The 817-nt window shown below is 35.3% G+C and carries 2 protein-coding genes; both read right to left on the minus strand.

The features are described 5' to 3' along the window. Positions 1-135 precede the first annotated feature (135 nt). The gene (locus C1G53_RS03750; protein WP_105117738.1) at positions 136-555 is read right to left on the minus strand and encodes a DUF2335 domain-containing protein; all 420 of its coding nucleotides are present in this window, start codon (positions 553-555) and stop codon (positions 136-138) included. Then, positions 536-745: a hypothetical protein gene (locus C1G53_RS03755; RefSeq protein WP_105117739.1), complete on the minus strand. Its 210-nt coding sequence runs from the start codon at positions 743-745 to the stop codon at positions 536-538. Before C1G53_RS03755 ends, C1G53_RS03750 begins: the two co-directional genes overlap by 20 nt. Between the last annotated feature and the right edge of the window lie 72 nt (positions 746-817).

Raw genomic sequence — 817 nt, forward strand, 5'->3', positions numbered from 1 at the left:
GTCATTTTGCCCATTTTGAGCAAATAGAAATCAAATCTCGCAACCATTATTGACAAAATGGCAATTTTGAACGAATAGGCAACTGTACTTTACTGTGTTTTTTGATAACAAAAAGCCCCAGTGGTCTGCTGGAGATTAGTTATTTTTATTAGCATTCCCTGTAAATAGACCAATTACCCCTAATGCAGTAGTTCCAGTCATGATAGAACCTGCGATTGCATGGCCTGTAAATATCAAAAAAGTGCCACTTCCAACAATTGTTAAGGCCACAATGAAACCTAGTATTTGTCCTAAGCGATGGGCTAATATATTCCCAGAAAGATATCTTTCTTCCATTTTTCGTCTATGTTCAGTTTCTGCAATACCGTTTTCAATGATTCGTTTAGCTGCATCAGGATACAACTTATTATAACCTTGTAATATATCTGGATGAGGTAAGTCCCCTTGGTATATTTCTAATTTTTCAAGGACTACCTGTCTTTCTTCTTTTGGTAACCTTTCGACTTCCTCAACAATAGTATCTATTTGTTTTAGTTCATTTTGCTTTGTATCCAAATTTAACTGCCTCCTCTTTTATCTCCTTCAACGAACGGGAGTAATCCAGTTGAACCCGCTGGCCGGCAGTAAGTTTATCCACTTCTACTTTAGGAATATCTTGATTTTGAAAAAAAGTTGGTAGAACCAATGCGCTTGCACCTATGAGCATTGAACGCAAATAGTTTGGAGTTTTAATAACTTTATCCATGGTTTAGACCTCCTATATCGTAATTATTTCATACTTTATCATAACTTGTCAAGAAAAATCTTTTAAATAAAA

Source organism: Streptococcus suis (genome assembly GCF_002960445.1).
GTDB lineage: Bacteria > Bacillota > Bacilli > Lactobacillales > Streptococcaceae > Streptococcus > Streptococcus hyiners.

Excerpts from the sequence above, each read along its gene's own strand:
- C1G53_RS03755 (WP_105117739.1), bottom strand. The coding sequence starts at position 745 with ATGGATAAAGTTATTAAAACTCCAAACTATTTGCGTTCAATGCTCATA.